General features: G+C 59.8%; 10 protein-coding genes. 2 read left to right on the top strand and 8 right to left on the bottom strand.

Features of this window, described 5'->3' with window-relative positions; genetic code table 11:
* Positions 1 to 22: 22 nt before the first annotated feature.
* Together ACYVI2_RS03000 and ACYVI2_RS03005 are read left to right on the top strand one after the other, a co-directional pair.
* Positions 23 to 283 (top strand): succinate dehydrogenase assembly factor 2, encoded by a 261-nt coding sequence (locus ACYVI2_RS03000; protein ID WP_094820309.1) that lies wholly within the window; start codon positions 23 to 25, stop codon positions 281 to 283.
* Positions 284 to 304: 21 nt separating this feature from the next.
* Positions 305 to 1,615, top strand: a complete 1,311-nt coding sequence (locus tag ACYVI2_RS03005; protein WP_415819072.1) for a citrate synthase — start codon at positions 305 to 307, stop codon at positions 1,613 to 1,615.
* Positions 1,616 to 2,031: 416 nt separating this feature from the next.
* Here ACYVI2_RS03005 and ACYVI2_RS03010 read toward each other — a convergent pair whose 3' ends face one another.
* From ACYVI2_RS03010 to mdeB, 8 genes are all read right to left on the bottom strand, one after another.
* Positions 2,032 to 2,757 carry a response regulator gene (locus tag ACYVI2_RS03010; RefSeq protein WP_415819070.1) on the bottom strand — a complete coding sequence of 242 codons (726 nt, stop codon included), beginning with the start codon at positions 2,755 to 2,757 and terminating at the stop codon, positions 2,032 to 2,034.
* Positions 2,744 to 5,485, bottom strand: a complete 2,742-nt coding sequence (locus ACYVI2_RS03015; RefSeq protein ID WP_415819069.1) for an ATP-binding protein — start codon at positions 5,483 to 5,485, stop codon at positions 2,744 to 2,746. Before ACYVI2_RS03015 ends, ACYVI2_RS03010 begins: the two co-directional genes overlap by 14 nt.
* 201 nt (positions 5,486 to 5,686) lie before the next feature.
* Positions 5,687 to 6,316 carry a potassium-transporting ATPase subunit KdpC gene (kdpC, locus tag ACYVI2_RS03020; protein ID WP_415819068.1) on the bottom strand — a complete coding sequence of 210 codons (630 nt, stop codon included), beginning with the start codon at positions 6,314 to 6,316 and terminating at the stop codon, positions 5,687 to 5,689.
* Between the two features lie 10 nt (positions 6,317 to 6,326).
* Positions 6,327 to 8,360: a potassium-transporting ATPase subunit KdpB gene (gene kdpB / locus ACYVI2_RS03025; RefSeq protein ID WP_415819135.1), complete on the bottom strand. Its 2,034-nt coding sequence runs from the start codon at positions 8,358 to 8,360 to the stop codon at positions 6,327 to 6,329.
* 21 nt (positions 8,361 to 8,381) lie between these two features.
* Positions 8,382 to 10,106 (bottom strand): potassium-transporting ATPase subunit KdpA, encoded by a 1,725-nt coding sequence (kdpA, locus tag ACYVI2_RS03030; protein ID WP_415819067.1) that lies wholly within the window; start codon positions 10,104 to 10,106, stop codon positions 8,382 to 8,384.
* A 149-nt stretch (positions 10,107 to 10,255) separates the two neighbouring features.
* Positions 10,256 to 10,708, bottom strand: coding sequence for a DUF2214 family protein (locus ACYVI2_RS03035; RefSeq protein WP_415819066.1), 453 nt, complete (start codon positions 10,706 to 10,708; stop codon positions 10,256 to 10,258).
* 121 nt (positions 10,709 to 10,829) lie between these two features.
* Positions 10,830 to 13,121 carry an NADP-dependent malic enzyme gene (locus ACYVI2_RS03040; RefSeq protein WP_415819065.1) on the bottom strand — a complete coding sequence of 764 codons (2,292 nt, stop codon included), beginning with the start codon at positions 13,119 to 13,121 and terminating at the stop codon, positions 10,830 to 10,832.
* Positions 13,122 to 13,283: 162 nt separating this feature from the next.
* On the bottom strand, positions 13,284 to 16,055 hold the full coding sequence (gene mdeB / locus ACYVI2_RS03045) for an alpha-ketoglutarate dehydrogenase (protein WP_415819064.1): 2,772 nt from the start codon (positions 16,053 to 16,055) through the stop codon (positions 13,284 to 13,286).
* Positions 16,056 to 16,136: the final 81 nt, after the last annotated feature.

Raw genomic sequence — 16,136 nt, forward strand, 5'->3', positions numbered from 1 at the left:
TTAACACGGTATAGAGATCGATATGAGCACCCTGACTGAACTTGAAAGGGCACGCCTGCGGTGGCGGGCACGCCGCGGGCTGCTCGAAAATGACTTGATCATTACCCGTTATCTGGATGCGTACGAAACGCAGCTCACGGACGAGGACGTCGGTGCGTTGACGCAGCTGTTCGAGATGGGCGACAACGACCTGCTCGATCTGCTGCTGGCACGCAAAGAGCTCGAAGGAGCCCTGGACACGCCGAGATTACGCACCATCGTCGCGAAGATGCGTGAGCTTTGATTAATTGTGAGGAAATTAGCGATGAATCTGTCTGACAAAAAAGCCACTCTATCGTTCTCGGACGGCGCCGCGCCGATCGAGTTCCCTGTCTACAAGGGCACGGTTGGCCCGGACGTCATCGACATCCGCAAGCTGTACGGCCAAACGGGCATGTTCACGTTCGACCCCGGCTTTATGTCGACGGCGGCGTGCGAGTCCGGTATCACCTATATCGACGGTGACAAGGGCGAATTGCTGTATCGCGGTTATCCCATCGAACAGTTGGCGGTGAATTGCGATTTCCTCGACATTTGCTATCTGATCTTGAACGGCGAGCTGCCCAACCAGGGCCAAAAAACCGATTTTGATTCGCAGGTCACGAACCACACGCTGGTAAACGAACAGCTGCATTTCTTCCTGCGCGGTTTCCGTCGCGATGCACACCCGATGGCTGTGTTGACCGGCCTGGTGGGCGCGTTGTCGGCGTTCTACCACGACTCGACCGACATCACGAATCCCCAGCACCGTCACATTTCGGCTATCCGCTTGATCGCCAAGATGCCGACGCTGGTCGCGATGGCGTACAAATACTCGGTTGGCCAACCGTTCATCTATCCGCAGAACAATCTGTCGTACACCGGCAATTTCCTGCGCATGATGTTCGCCACCCCGTGCGAAGAGTACAAGGTCAACGACGTTGTCGAACGCGCCCTGGATCGTATCTTTATCCTGCACGCTGACCACGAGCAAAATGCTTCGACCTCGACCGTGCGTCTGTGCGGTTCGTCGGGCACGAACCCGTTCGCTGCCATTTCTGCTGGCGTGGCTTGCTTGTGGGGCCCGGCTCACGGCGGCGCCAACGAAGCTTGCCTGCAAATGCTTGAGGAATTGCAAGCCAACGGTGGCGTGGCCAAGGTCGGCGAGTTCATGGAAAAGGTCAAGGACAAGAACTCGGGCGTGCGCCTGATGGGCTTTGGCCACCGTGTCTACAAGAACTACGATCCGCGCGCCAAGCTGATGCAAGAAACTTGCAAAGAGGTGCTGCAGTCGTTGGGTCTGGAAAATGATCCGCTGTTCAAGCTGGCCATGGAACTCGAACGTATCGCTCTGGAAGACGACTACTTCGTGCAGCGCAAGCTCTACCCGAACGTGGACTTCTACTCGGGTATCGTGCAACGCGCCATCGGCATTCCGACTTCGCTGTTCACGGCCATCTTTGCGTTGGCACGTACGGTGGGCTGGATCGCTCAGTGGAACGAAATGTTGTCGGATCCCGATTACAAGATCGGCCGTCCGCGTCAGCTGTTCACCGGTTCGGTCACGCGCGACGTGCCGTCGATGGACAAGCGTTAATTCGTCATGTGGCGCCGCCTCTTTTTGGGGCGGTTTGCTGGTGATGAGGGAAAGCCATGCGTCTTTGGATGCTTGGCTTTTTTTGTTGCCGGGCCGTCCCAAAACAAAAATGCCCCCTTGGGGGGCAGCAAGCCGAAGGCGCAGCGTGGGGGCTTTTTTTATGGGTTTGGGGCGTTTGGCTGGTGGGGATTGTCTCTGTTTAGGCGTCCTGGTTGCGCGCTGGACGGGCCGCACCGGCCTAATCGGAACGGCTCGGCGCAAGACCAGGCGCCGAGGTCCGCTGCGCGGACTGCCCGTTCCTCAAAAGGCCGGCGCGACCCGTCCAGCGCGCAACCAGGACTCGCAATCGTGGCATGCGGCGAGAAAAAAGCAGGGCATGGTGAGGGCGAAGCAGGGGCGCTGGTTTGCCGCCATGATTATGATTTTTGCTGATCGATGAATCTCAGGCCTACGCCGGGCTCGGTGATGATGTAGCGGGGGGCCAGGGCGTTGTCGCCAAGTTTGTGCCGGAGTTTGCCGACGAGGATGCGCAGGTAGTGGGTGTCGTCGGTGTGCGTCGGGCCCCATATTTCTCGCAGGATTTGGGTCTGGGTGATTAGCCGCCCGGGCTGCTGGGCGAGCAGGGACAGGAGTGAAAATTCCTTGCGTGTGAGGGTGACACTTTGCTCGTTGAGATGGACTTCCCGTCGGGCCCAATCGATGCGCAGATGGCCATCGTCGTATGCCGTGCTGTCATCCGTGTTTGTTCCCGCCATGCGCAGAAACGCGCGAATGCGAGCCATCAGTTCTTCGATGCCAAAGGGCTTGGTGACGTAGTCGTTGGCGCCTGCATCCAGCAGGGATACTTTCTGGTCTTCGCTGGATCGTACTGTCAGCACGATGACGGGGACTTTGGACCATTGGCGCAGTTCTCTGAGCACTTCGCTGCCGTCCATGTCGGGCAGGCCCAGGTCTAGGACAATGAGGTCTGCACCTTTGCTGGCCAGTAATGTCAATCCTTCATGGCCGGCCTCTGCCAATAATGTCTGGTAGCCCTGGGCCCGCAGACTGATATCGACAAACTTGCGAATTTGCGGCTCATCGTCGATGACGAGAATGCGGGCGGGGGAGGCTCCTGTGTTCCCTTCATTAGGTTGTTGCATTTTCTTTGGCTTCCTGGCCAGGGGGCTCACCCCAAGGCAAGATCAATCGGATCGTTGTGCCGCGATGTTGCGGACCCGGCAGAGCCTGAACGCTGCCCATGTGTGCGCCTACGATACCCTGAACGATCGTCAACCCCAAGCCCGTGCCCTGTTTGCCTCGATCCCCGCGTTCGACGCTATAAAACATGTCGAAAATGGATTTTCGCTCTGCTTCCGGAATGCCGGGACCCCGATCAGAGATGTCGATCTGCGCGTGATCATTATCCAGGCGTTGGACGTGAACCCGTATCGGTTCTCCGGGAGGGGAGAATTTGGCCGCGTTCTCCATGACATTAAATAGGGCTTGTTCAATGAGTGCCGGGTGTACGTGGATAGGAGGCAAATCGGACGGGATGTCGTGCTCGATGCGTACTGCCGGGCTATATCGTTGTAAACGCTGACAGGCTGAGCCCACCAGCTCGTCAATGCCGATCCAGTCTCTTTTCAGACTCAGGCCCTGGTGTCCCAATCGGGTCATGTCGAGCAGGTTCTGGATATAGCGGTCCAGGCGTTCGCCTTCCACCTGTATGGTCTCGAGCAAGGCCTTTTGATCGTTCTGATCCATATTGCTGCCATAGCGCATCAGGCTGTCTGCGGCGCCAATCATGGACGACAGCGGTGATCTCAGATCGTGTGATACCGACGATAACAATGCTGATCGTAACCGCTCGGTTTCTCCGGTGACGCGCGCGGATTCCAGTGCGGATACCAGATTCGTACGCAGAGCTGCCTGGCCGATGTCTTCCACCATGCTTTCGACGAGTCGCCGTTGTTCGAAAGAAAGGCGTTTTTCATTCGAGGGAAATCTCAGGCCCACCACGCCGAAAGTTTCCTGGTCAGAGCGTATCGGCAGAAACCACCATGGGCAGTGGCTCAGCGTGTCGGTGTAGCGGCCGCTAGGTTGCCCATGTTGCCGAGCCCAGTCGGCGGCGATCCTATCCTTTTCCGTCAGTTGACTGGCGGGAGAGGCAGGGCCCGTCTCTCCGTTGATTTGCATCCATATGTCGGCTCGTAATGTCGATTGCAGTGCTGCCGTGCCTGCGGTGATCACTTCTCCGAGATCGGCTGCTTTGGTGAGCCGGCGTCCCAGCATTTGCATGGCTGTGGCATGGATGTTGGCGGCGCGCAGTGCGATAACCTGGGCCCTCAATCGGGATGCGAGGCGACCCGCTATGAGTGCCGCGGCGAGGAACAGCATGACGGTCGCCACACCGCGATGTGCGCCGATCAACAGCGTGAATCGAGGTTCGATAAAGAAAAAATCATAAGCCAGAAAGCAGAGCAGGGCGGTGATGACGGCGGGCACCATGCGCGTGCGTGCGGCAACCCAGATCACGGCCACGAGAAACACTAATGACAAATCCTGCAAACCCAGGAAACGCTCTGCCAGTGTCGCGACGCCTACTGCACCTACGCTGGTCAGTACAGCAAGCAGGGACTCCCGCCACAGCAGGCCTTTGCCGTTGATGCGGGATGCCCAGAACGACTTTTGTTTTGCGTGTGGCGTACTGATGATGGTCAGTTCGTATCGGACGCCGCGCTGCAGAAGCTGTTGTGTCAGTGTTCGATTGAAAATCCGTGCAATAGGACGTTCGCGGGTACGGCCGATCACGATCGATCTGGCGCCTCGTGCGGCAGCCGCGTCCAGCAGGGCTTGGATGATGTCGCTGTTGTGGAGGATCTCGGCTTCTCCTCCCAGCGTACGTGCCAGCGCAAAGGCTTTGTCTATTTCCAGCAGACGTTGTTGTTCTGCACGAGCGGCCGTTCTCGATGTCGTTTCCAGTGATTCATCGCGGCGTTTGGCGGGCAATGTCGCGTCGGCTGCCGTGCCCGTCTCTACCGTGACGACCGACCATGGCGCGCCGCGGCGCTCGGCAATGCGTGCGCCGGCCCGCACCAGATATTCCGATTGCCCTTTACCATCGATGGCAATCAGCACATGATGCTGGATGGCCAGTGCCCCCAGGCCGCGGGCCGCACGGGTTTCACGCAGGTCGGCATCAACGTGCGCAGCCACGGTCTGCATCGCCAGCTCGCGCAGCGCCGTGAGGTTGGACGGGGAAAAGAAGGCCTGCAAGGCACGAGCGGCTTGCTCGGGTAAATACACCTTGCCTTGATTCAGGCGTTCGATCAGTTCGCGCGCAGGCAGGTCGACCAGACGAATGTCGCGCAAATGCTCGAAAACCGCATCGGGAACGGTTTCGCTGACTCGAATGCCGGTGATCTGATGCACCACATCGTTCAAGCTTTCCAGGTGCTGGATATTGACGGTGGTGTACACGTCGATGCCGGCGTCGAGCAGCTCCACGACGTCTTGCCAGCGCCGTTCGTGACGGCTGCCGGGGACGTTGCGATGGGCCAATTCATCAACGAGGGCAATGGCGGGCTTGCGGGCCAGGAGCCCGTCCAGATCCATTTCCTCTAGTTGCCGTCCTTGGTAGTCCAGCAATTTTCGCGGCTGTATCGGCAGTCCCGCAACGAGGGCCTGGGTTTCGCTGCGGCCATGCGTTTCGATAATCCCGATCACGATGTCCGCGCCCTGGCGGTGCAGTTCGTGTGCACGCACCAGCATGGCGTAGGTTTTACCGACCCCCGGCGCCGCGCCCAAGAACACGGTCAACCGGCCAGCTGCCTGGCGGTTGAGTTCGCCCAGCAGGGCGTTGGCTTGTTCAGTCTGTTTGGCACTCATGGATCACGGGGCACTCACAGTCTCGTCGTGGGCCTATTCTCGCATTTAGTGGGCGGTTATGGCAGCACGGCAGAATCGTCGACGCGAACCGGGACTTGCCTCGGTATGGATGCTGGCGTGTCGCCTTTGCCTCATTCAGGTCAGAAACGCAGGCAACGTTGGAGCGGCGCCAGCGTGGTGCATGGCTACCGCGCTATTTCGTTAACGCGGCGTTTTTGTCCCGACTGAATCCAGTGCCAGATTCAGTTGCAGGACATTGACCCGCGCCTGCCCGAACACGCCCCATTGCTTTGCCTCGGTGTGCTGCGCCAGCAGATTGGCAATCTCGTCACGCGGCATCCCGCGGGCGCGGGCAATGCGATCCACCTGAATAGCGGCGCTCGCGGCAGTGATATGCGGATCAATGCCTGCACCGGATTGCGTGAACAGGTCGCCCGGCACCGAGAGCGGAGCTGCGCCTTCGCGTTGTGCGATAGCGGCGCGAGTGTCTTCCAGACGCTTGCGCAGTTCTGGGTTGGTGCGGGCCTGATTGCTGCCCGCCAGCGCCGTCGGGTCGTAATTGCTGGCTGACGGGCGAGGATGAAAATACTTGTCGCTGACAAACGGTTGTGCCACCAGTGCGGACCCGATCACTGTGCCGTCACGTGCGATCAGGCTGCCATTGGCAGTGTGGGGGAACAGGGCTTGTCCAATGCCTACGCCAGCCAGCGAGTAGAGAAATCCGAATCCCGCTAGCGTGATGAGTGTCAGGGCAATGGCGCCGCGCACGATACTTGTGCGGGACTGAGCGGTGAATGTGCCGTGCGTAGTAGTGGTTGTAATAGCTGTCATGGCAATTGTCTTAGATACTGAATAGCGTTGATAACATCAAGTCGATGAGTTTTATCCCGACGAACGGGAGCAGCACGCCACCCACGCCGTACACCAGCATGTTGTTGCGCAAGAGCGCCGTTGCGCTGGCGGGCTTGAAACGCACGCCACGCAAGGCCAACGGGATCAGCAGCGGGATGATGATGGCGTTGAAAATCAACGCCGACAGCACCGCGCTCATCGGACTCGACAGTTGCATGATGTTCAATGCCGCCATTTGCGGGATCGATGCTGCGAATAGCGCGGGCAGGATGGCAAAGTATTTGGAGACGTCATTCGCCAAGGAAAACGTCGTCAATGCGCCGCGTGTGATGAGCTGCTGTTTGCCTATCTCGACCACGGCAAGCAGCTTGGCTGGATCGGAATCCAGGTCCACCATGTTGCCTGCCTCCTTGGCTGCTTGAGTTCCAGAGTTCATCGCCAGTCCGACGTCGGCCTGGGCCAGAGCGGGTGCATCGTTGGTGCCGTCACCGACCATCGCCACTAGCCTGCCATCCATTTGTTCGGCGCGGATACGGGCCAGCTTGTCCTCCGGTTTGGCCTGTGCAATGTAGTCGTCGACGCCGGCTTCGGCCGCGATGCTCGCTGCGGTCAGCGGGTTGTCTCCCGTAATCATGATGGTCTTGATACCCATCGCCCGCAGGCGGGCAAAGCGTTCCTTGATGCCGTGCTTGATCACATCGGATAACTCGATGACCCCGAGTATGGTGTTGTCGTCGCATACCACCAGCGGCGTCGCGCCTTTGCGCGCGACATCGGCGACGCGCGTCTGCAAGGCTGCCGGGACGTTGCCTCCATGCGTTTGCACATACTCGGCGATGGCATCAATAGCGCCTTTGCGGATGATGCGCCCATCTGGCAGGTCGACACCAGACATTCTGGTTTGAGCGGAAAAAGGTATGAACTGCGCGTCTTTGGGGGCATCGCCGAGGCCACCTTTACTGACGGCCAGTTTGACGATCGATTTGCCTTCTGGCGTAGGATCGGCGAGCGAGGCCAGCCACGCTGCCTGGCGCAACTGCGGCTCATCAATGCCCTCCAGCGCATGAAAGGCGGTCGCCTGCCGGTCACCGAGCGTGATGGTGCCGGTCTTGTCCAAGAGCAGGACATCGACGTCTCCTGCGATTTCCACGGCTTTGCCGGACTTGGCCAGCACATTGGCTTTGAGTGCGCGATTCATACCTGCGATGCCAATGGCGGGAAGCAGGCCGCCTATCGTGGTTGGAATCAGGCACACCAGCAACGCCACCAGCAGGACGACGTCCGTTTTGATGCCTACGAAGTTGCCAATAAAAGGCAGCGTGATGACCACGATCAGAAACGTCAGGGTCATGACCGCCAACAGCAGGCCCAGTGCAATCTCATTGGGTGTTTTTTGCCGGCTGGAGCCTTCGACCAAGGCGATCATGCGATCCAGAAAACTGTTGCCGGGTTCGGCCGTAATGCGGACGATGATGCGGTCCGATAGCACCTTGGTGCCGCCGATCACGCCTGAGCGGTCTGTTCCTGCTTCGCGCAGGACCGGTGCGGATTCACCCGTGATGGCGGATTCATTGATGGATGCCAGCCCTTCGATGATCTCGCCATCGGCGGGGATCAACTGACCTTCTTGCACGACGACACGGTCATCAGGGCGTAAATCTGCCGCGGGAATGATGCTGGTGTTGCCCGACTGGTCCAGACGATGTGCCACCAGGTCTTTGCGGGCGCGGCGTAGTGCGGCGGCTTGACCGCGGCCACGTGCCTCGGCTACCGCCTCGGCGAAATTGGCGAATAGCACGGTGATGAATAGCACCGCCGTGACGGCCCATCCAAATCCGGCAGCGGTCCAGCCTGATAGCGCCGCTATCGCTGTCAGCAGGGTGCCTGCCCAGACAACTGCCATGACGGGATTTTTCAAGACATGATGCGGAGCCAGTTTGATAAACGAATCGATGAGCGCGGCTTTCAGCGGATGCTCCACGGTGGCGCCCTCAGTGTGGTGCTCTATTTGCGCAGTATGCATGGTGTTCATGTTGAATTCCTTTTAACGGGCGAGCAGCGGCATCAACGACAAGTGATCCGCAACGGGTCCCAGCACCAGCACGGGCATGAACTGCAGCAGCGTGAGAATGATGACAATGCCAATCAAGGTGAGCGCGAAGGTCGGCGTTTCTATTTGCAGGGTGCCGGGGCCTTCGGCGGCCCGCCGTTTGCGGGCGAGCATGGCGGCAATGGCCAGGGGAATAATCAGGGCAGGGTATCGCCCGGCAGCCAGCACGACGGCGCAGGTGACGTTCCACCAGGGGGTGGCGTCTCCGAGCCCTTCGAATCCGGAGCCGTTGTTGGCGAAAGCAGATACGTATTCATAGAACACCTGACTGATGCCATGGAATCCTGGGTTGGAGTTGCCGGTCAACGCAGGTATGGAAAGCGTCACGGCGGTAAAGGCCAGGATGACCAGCGGCTGCCATAGCACCAGGATGCCCAGGAGCTTGACTTCGGGACCTTCGATCTTGCGCCCGAACAACTCTGGCGTGCGGCCCGTCATCAAGCCTGCGAGAAAGACGCTCAGCAGCAGATACACGATGAATTGCTGCAGGCCGCAACCTATGCCGCCCCAGATGGCATTGATCAGCATGTTCACCATGGCAACCATGCCCGTCAACGGCGCGGCGGAGTCCATCATCATATTGACAGACCCGTTGTTGACCTGCGTCGTCGCAGCAGCCCATAGCGCCGAGGCATCGGCGCCCAAGCGGACTTCTTTGCCCTCCATCAACGCGATGTCGGCCGTGGTGTCGGATCCGCTCTCGGACCATAACGCCAGGCCACTGGAAATCACGGACAGGGTCAGCATCGTGCCAAAAACCATTGCGCCGAATCTGCGGCGGCCGGTGAAAGGCGAAATCATGAAAATGACGGCAACAGGAATCAAGGTGATGCCCAACATTTCCAGAAAGTTCGACAACGGCGTAGGGTTTTCCAGCGGCGTCGCGCTGTTGGGGCCGTACCAGCCTCCGCCGTTGCTGCCCAGTTGTTTGATCGCCACCATGGGTGCGACGGGCCCTACTGGGATTTTTTGTTCTGTCATGGCTGCGGGCATGTCCATCGGAGCGGCAATAGCTGCACCGTTCAGCGTTGCAGGCACGCCTTGCCAGGTCAGCAGCGTCGACCAGACCAGGCATAGCGGCAGCACGAATCGCAAGGCGGCACGAATCACGTCGGCCCAATAGTTGCCGACATCTATCGTGGCCGCCGTGGTGTCTGCGGTATCGTCAGACGGGGCTTTGGCCTGACGGCCGCCGAACAGTCCTCGCAGTGTCGCGGCGGCCAATGCCAAACCCATGATGGGCGTGGCCACCTGCAGGCCGACAATGCCCGTCATCTGCGAGAAATAGGAAAGCTGGGCCTGCCCGGAATAATGCTGCTGGTTGGTATTGGTGAGAAACGACACCATCGTATGCAGCGCCAGATCCCAGCTCATGTTTGGGACATGATCAGGGTTGAACGGCAGCCACGCCTGGGTCATGAAAATAACCCATACGACCAAGGCCAGAAACAGGTTGCTTACTAGAAACGCAGCGGCGTAGCTGCGCCAGCTCATGCCCTGATCGGAGCGCGTGCCGAGCAAGGCATAAAGAGGTCGTTCGATCCAGTTGAACAGGATGTCGCTGCGCATGGGCGCGCCACGCATGACGGCAGCGAGATAGCGGCCCAAAGGCCAGCCAAGCGCGATAAGCAGCGCCAGGAATAAGAGATACTCAGACATGTTTTGATTTCGCAAATAAATGGCGAAACAGCCATGCCTAAGTATTCAGCGCAGATGCGTAAACTCTCTATTACGGAAACGCGCAGGCGTATAAATTCTGCGTAAATTTTTGCACGCATGCCTGCTACCTGCAGGCGTATGCCTGGCGATTACATACCGATGCCGCGTGCCATCAACACGGCAAATAGCGGCAGCAACACCAGCAGATGGGCCTCCAGCATCACCCAGCGCCGCGCGCGTTTGACTTGCTGGGCATCGGGGACATAGCCGGCTTCGTTGCGTGCTTGTTTGTTCCACCGTAGAAAAGCCAGTGTCGGTGGAATGGAGCACAAGGCGATCAGAACAAACAAGCCGATCTTGGCGTGAAACCAGGGATTGGCCATATAAAAGGCCGCCCCTTTGGCGCCCAGGCTCAAGCGCAATAGTCCGGTAATCAGTACGGCGATCGCACAGGCCAGGTACAGGCGGTCATACAAGGCCAATCGGCGTACAACAGAGGGAGTGATATCGGGCCGCAGCAATACTGTCTGTGCGGTCATAGCGACGATCAAGAGAAAGATCGCGAGGTAGTGAATCCAGGCGAGCAGGGCGTCTTGCAACATGAATGGGCTCCGGTAATCGATGCGCGTCGTGTTGGCAGGACCTGCTAGCCAACTGGCGGATCAGTGTATCTGATCCGCCAGCGGTCAAACAGCACGCGCGAGGCGTGCTTGCTGCATGCAATCAGGCCGAGCGTTTTTCAGCGGCCTCTTGCTGTGCGTCGACCACGGCCAGTGCGGTCATGTTGACGATGCGGCGTACGGTGGCGCTGGTCGTCAGGATATGCACCGGACGGGCCGCACCCAGCAGGATGGGGCCCATGGCGATACCGTTGCTGCCGGTCATCTTCAGCATGTTGTAGGTGATGTTGCCCGTATCCAGATTGGGCATTACCAACAGATTGGCCGGGCCTTTGAGCTTGCTGTCGGGATAGGCCTTTTGACGGATTTTTTCCGACAGAGCCGAGTCGGCATGCATTTCGCCTTCGACTTCCAGCTCGGGCGCGCGTTCTTCGACCAGGCGGCGTGCTTCGGACATCTTGCGCGACGATTCGGTGACACGGCTGCCGAAGTTCGAGTGCGACAGCAGCGCGATCTTGGGCATGACGCCAAAGCGGCGCATTTCGTCAGCGGCCTGGATCGTGATGCTGGCGACTTCTTCGGCGGTCGGATTTTCGTTGACGTGCGTATCGGTGACAAACAGCGTTTGGTCCGGCAGCATCAACACGTTGAGCGCGGCAAAGGTCTGGCCCGGCTTGCGGCCGATGATTTCCTCGACGTACTTCAACTGGTTGTCGTATTTGCTGGCCACACCGCACAGCAAGGCATCCGCATCACCGCGACGCAGCAGCATGGCGCCGATCAAGGTGTTGTGTTTGCGGATCATGGCCTTGGCGATGTCGGGCGTGACCCCTTCGCGGCCTTTGAGCTGGTAATACGCGTTCCAGGTTTCGTTGAAACGGTTGTCGTCTTCGGGATCCACGATCTCGATGTTCTGGCCGTTCACCAGACGCAGGCCCGCCTTTTGGATACGCATTTCGATGACGGAAGGGCGGCCCACCAGGATCGGCTGCGCCAGCTTCTCGTCGACGACGGTCTGCACGGCGCGCAGCACGCGTTCGTCTTCGCCGTCGGCATAGATCACGCGCTTGGGCGCTTTCTTGGCCTGGGCGAACAGCGGACGCATCAGTTGGCCCGAGTGGTAGACAAAGCCCATCAGCTTTTGGCGATAGGCTTCGATGTCTTCGATGGGGCGTGCGGCCACACCGGAGTCGGCGGCGGCCTGGGCTACCGCAGGCGCAATCTGCACAATCAGGCGCGGGTCGAAGGGCTTGGGAATGATGTATTCCGGGCCGAACGACAGTTCCTGGCCAGCATAGGCCAGTGCGACTTCGTCATTTTGTTCGGCTTCGGCGAGCTCGGCGATGGCCTTGACGCAAGCCAGCTTCATTTCCTCGGTGATGCGCGAGGCGCCGGCATCCATGGCGCCACGGAAAATAAAGGGGAAGCACAGAACGTTGTTGACTTGGTTCGGGTAGTCCGAGCGGCCAGTCGCAATGATGCAGTCCGGGCGGGCAGCACGGGCGACTTCGGGGCGGATCTCGGGCTCGGGGTTGGCCAGGGCCAGGATCAGCGGCTTGCCGGCCATGGTCTTGACCATGTCGCCGGTCAGCACGCCAGGCGCCGAGCAACCCAGGAATATGTCCGCGCCGCGCACCACATCAGCCAAGGTGCGTGCGTCGGTTTTTTGCGCGTAACGCTTTTTGTTGGGCTCCATGTTTTCTTCACGGCCCTCCCAAATCACGCCACGGGAGTCGACGACGTAGATGTTTTCGAGCTTGATGCCCAGACCTACTAACACATCCAGGCAGGCGATCGCGGCGGCGCCAGCGCCGGATACCGCGAGCTTGACCTGGCTGATGTCTTTGCCGACGACCTTCAGGCCGTTCAGAATGGCGGCCGAGGAGATGATGGCGGTACCGTGTTGGTCGTCATGGAAGACGGGGATCTTCATGCGCTCGCGCAGCTTCTTTTCAATGTAGAAGCACTCGGGCGCTTTGATGTCTTCGAGGTTGACGCCACCCAGGGTCGGTTCGAGGGCTGCGATGATGTCGACCAGTTTGTCCGGATCGGTTTCGGCGAGTTCGATGTCGAACACATCGATGCCGGCGAATTTCTTGAACAGGCAGCCTTTGCCTTCCATCACGGGCTTGGCCGCCAGCGGGCCGATGTTACCCAGACCTAGAACGGCGGTGCCGTTGGTGATCACGCCAACCAGGTTGGCGCGCGAGGTGTACATGGAGGCAGCGTCATCACCTTGGTCGAAAATCGCCATGCACGCTGCGGCAACGCCGGGCGAATAGGCCAAGGACAAATCGTCTTGGTTGGCCAGGGTCTTGGTCGGCGTGACCGAGATTTTGCCGGGGGTGGGGTAGGCGTGATAATCAAGCGCCAGTTTGGTTAGGGTTTCGTCCATGGTGGGGAAGGCCTATGCTGCACTGCTGACAAAGTAGAAAACGGGCCCGCAAGGGGCCCGTTTGGGGATCGCGAAGGCGTATATTTCAACAGAAACCGCGCATCAATGTTTGCTGCAGTGCAGCGAATTGATGGTCAACGCCCGCCTAACGATATCGGCGGTTTAGTTCAGCCATGGCACGACAGTGCGTTGCTTCGTGTTTAACTGGTCTCGCAACTGCTGCCGGGCGGCCTCATGGCGCGCGTCTTGTTCGGCCAGCAAATCGAGCGCATGCAGCGCGATCCAGTCTGCACTGACTTCAAAGAAATCCCGCAGCCGGGCCCGGGTATCGCTGCGGCCAAAGCCGTCGGTGCCCAGCGTGCGATACGGGGCCTTGATCCATGCACCGATCTGGTCCGGCACTGCGCGCACATAGTCGCTGGCGGCGACTACGGGAACCGTACCGGGCAGGCATTGTTCCAGCCAGCTCTGCGCAGCCGGACGGCTCAGGCCGAGTACGCGATCCCGTTCGCAGGCCCGGCCATCGCGGGCCAATTCGGAAAAGCTGGTCACGCTCCAGACTTCGGCCGCGATACCAAAGTCCTGCTGCAGCCGCTCTGCAGCGCGCAGGGCTTCGTTGAGCATGGGGCCAGCCGCGAGCAGGCGCACGTGAGGCAGATCATCGTTGTCTATGTTGTTCTGCGCCGTTGCAGCACCCGCCGCAGAAGATTTTCCCGACTCGGATCCCCTTGCTCGTTCGCCAGGAGACGTTGCAGTTCGGACGCGATGCATCCCGCGCAGGATACCCTCGCGCGCGTTTTCGCTGGGCAGATTAGGTTGAGCGAGATTCTCGTTGGTGACCGTGATGTAGTAGAACTCGTCGCATTGCTGATCCAGCATACGCTGCATGCCGTGTTCCAGGATGACGGCGACCTCATAGGCGTTGGCCGGATCGTAGGCGCGGCAGTTGGGAACCGTGGAGGCAATCAGATGGCTAGAGCCGTCCTGGTGCTGCAGGCCCTCGCCGCCCAGTGTCGTGCGGCCCGACGTGGCGCCGATCAGGAATCCGCGCGCGCGTTGATCGGCCGCGGCCCAGATCAGATCACCGATGCGTTGGAAGCCGAACATCGAGTAGTAAATATAGAAGGGCAGCATCGGCAGGCCATTGACCGAATAGCTGGTGCCCGCGGCCGTCCACGAAGAAATCGCGCCGGCTTCGGTAATGCCTTCTTCGAGGATTTGCCCGTCCAGCGCCTCGCGGTAGTACAGCACCGAGCCGATGTCCTCGGGTTCGTACAACTGACCCTGTGCGGAATAAATCCCGATCTGTCGGAACAGATTGGCCATGCCAAAGGTACGTGCTTCGTCGGCCACGATGGGCACGATGCGCGAGCCCAATTGTTCGTCCTTCAACAATCCGCCCAGCATGCGTACGATGGCCATCGTGGACGACATTTCCTTGCCATCAGCCTGCAGCGCGAAACGCGCCCATTGCTCGGCAGGGGGCACGGGCAGACGAGGCGATTCGGTGCGCCGGCGCGGCAGATGGCCGCCCAGGACAGCCCGGCGTGATTCTAAATAACGCAGTTCGGCGCTGTCAGAAGCGGGTTTATAGAACTTCAACGCCAGGCAGTCATCGTCCGAGATCGGCAGTGCAAACCGGTCGCGAAACGCCAGCAGTGCCTCGTCATCCAGCTTTTTCTGCTGGTGGGTGGTCATCTTGCCCTGACCAGCCGTGCCCATGCCAAAGCCTTTCTTGGTCTGCGCCAGGATGACGGTCGGCTGGCCGCGATGGCGTACGGCGCGATGATAGGCGGCATGGATCTTGACGATATCGTGGCCGCCGCGACGCAGCCGGTCGATGGCCTCGTCTGACCAGTCTGCGACCAGGGCCGCCAACTCGGGGTTTTGATTGAAGAAGTGCGCACGGTTATAGGCACCGTCATTGGCGGCAAAGGTCTGGAACTGCCCGTCCACGGTGTGAGCAAAAGCGCGTGCCAGGGCGCCATCGGCGTCGCGCGCCAGGAGCGCATCCCAGTCGCCGCCCCACACCAGTTTGATGACGTTCCAGCCGGCGCCGGCGTAGAGCGTTTCGAGCTCGTCGATGATGCGGCCGTTGCCGCGCACTGGGCCGTCCAGGCGTTGCAGGTTGCAGTTGACGACGAACACGAGGTTGTCGAGCTTTTCGCGCGCGGCCAATGTCAATGCGGCGATCGATTCGGGCTCGTCCATTTCGCCGTCGCCGAACAGACCCCAGACCTTGCGGCCAGAGGGCTGCGCGAGCGACCGGTGTTCCAGATAGCGCATGAAACGGGCTTGGTAGATCGCATTGATCGGCCCGATTCCCATCGATCCGGTGGGGAATTGCCAGAAATCAGGCATGAGCCACGGATGAGGATACGACGACAGTCCACGCAGGCCACGTTCGCGCGCAGTGATCTCCTGACGGAAATGGGCGAGATCGTCTTCGCTGAGAAAGCCCTCGAGAAACGCCCGGGCATAGACGCCGGGCGCCGAATGCGGTTGCAGGTAGACGAGGTCCCCGGCGAATCCCTCGCAGGGGGCGCGAAAGAAATGGTTGAACCCCACTTCGAACAGATCCGCCGCCGACGCGTAGCTGGCAATGTGCCCGCCCAATTCGCCGTGTGCCTGGTTGGCGCGTACCACCATGGCCAGGGCGTTCCAGCGGTTGATCGAGGCAATGCGTTCCTCGATCGCCAGATCGCCGGGAAACGGCGGCTCATTGCGCAACGCGATCGTATTTAAATAAGCGCTGCGCGTCTGGCCGCCCGCACGCACCCCCAGCGCGGCTGCCTGAGCGAGCAGGGCCTCCAGGACATAGGCCGCGCGCTCGATGCCGGCGGTTTGTACCAGCGATAGCAGCGCGTCGCGCCATTCGCTGGTTTCAATTGGGTCGATGTCGCTGGTCTGGGGCGTGGCCACTATGTCGAGCATGATGATGAAGTCTCCGTATAGACGTTCATCCTAGCGCTTTCACTGTGGCATAAGTGATCGAATATGCGTCGCCAAACCCAG

The sequence above is a fragment of the Bordetella tumbae genome (genome assembly GCF_054780995.1).